Here is a 1,062-nt window from a genome sequence, read left to right as displayed (position 1 = left end):
CCTCGGAGAAGAATGCATCTACGCGCTTATAGACAACCCCTACGAGTGCCCCATTGTCATAGGCCCGGATGGGGTAATTATTTTCATAAGTCGGTACAGCGAGACACTTTTGGGGATCGATGCTGATGAAGCCGTCGGCAAACATGTCACCGAGATAGTCGAAGGCACTCATTTACATGAAATACTCAAGGACGGCAAAGCCAGAATCGGCGATATGCTGTACATCGGTGGGCGTCAACAGCTTATCTCCAGGATCCCCCTTAAAGATTTTGACGGGAAACTGATCGGTGCTGTCGGCAAAGGCATGCTGAATGAGGTCACTCGACTCTGGGACCTGCAGAAAAAGGTCGAACTCCTCGACGGACAACTGCGATATTATCAAAATCAGGTCAGCCAGCTCAAGGGGGGGAATATTATCATCGGCCAATCCGCCCCCATCCGAGACATCAAGGAAAAATGTCTGTTGGCGGCGAAAACGACCTCGACCATTTTGATTACCGGCGAATCCGGGACGGGGAAGGAGGTTATTGCCTATTATATTCATCAGTCGAGTCAGCGGGCTGATAAACCCTTTATCAAAGTCAACTGCGCTTCGATCCCGCCGGAACTTTTCGAAAGCGAACTCTTCGGCTATGAACACGGGGCGTTCACAGGCGCACGATCAAAGGGGAAAATAGGCAAATTCGAAATGGCTCATGGCGGGACGATCTTACTCGATGAGATCGGCGAACTGCCATTATCGATGCAGGCCAAACTCCTGCGAGTTCTTCAGGAGCGAACGGTGGATCGACTTGGCGGGACAAAAACCATCCCGGTGGATTTTCGACTCATAGCGGCTACCAACCGTGACCTCAGTGAGCTTATCAAAGAGGATAAATTCAGGATAGACCTCTATTTCCGTATCAACGTTTTTAATATCCAGGCACCAAGCCTGAGGCAGATGCCGGAGGACATTTCTCTCATTGCCAATTATCTGTTATCGCAACTCAAATCGGAAATTTCCTGGGGCCCTTCCGGGATATCCGAAGAGGCTTTGGAACTGATGAAAAACTACTCCTGGCC

General features: G+C 50.1%; 1 protein-coding gene. It reads left to right on the top strand.

Going from position 1 to position 1,062, the window contains the following annotated elements:
- A partial coding sequence (locus ACYQ8U_RS23035) for a sigma-54 interaction domain-containing protein (protein WP_459947900.1) occupies positions 1-1,062 on the top strand: 1,062 nt, incomplete at both ends.

Source organism: Desulfocastanea catecholica, assembly GCF_054657295.1.
Note: the sequence above shows the minus strand (reverse complement) of the source record. Positions and strands in the feature narration are given on the sequence as shown.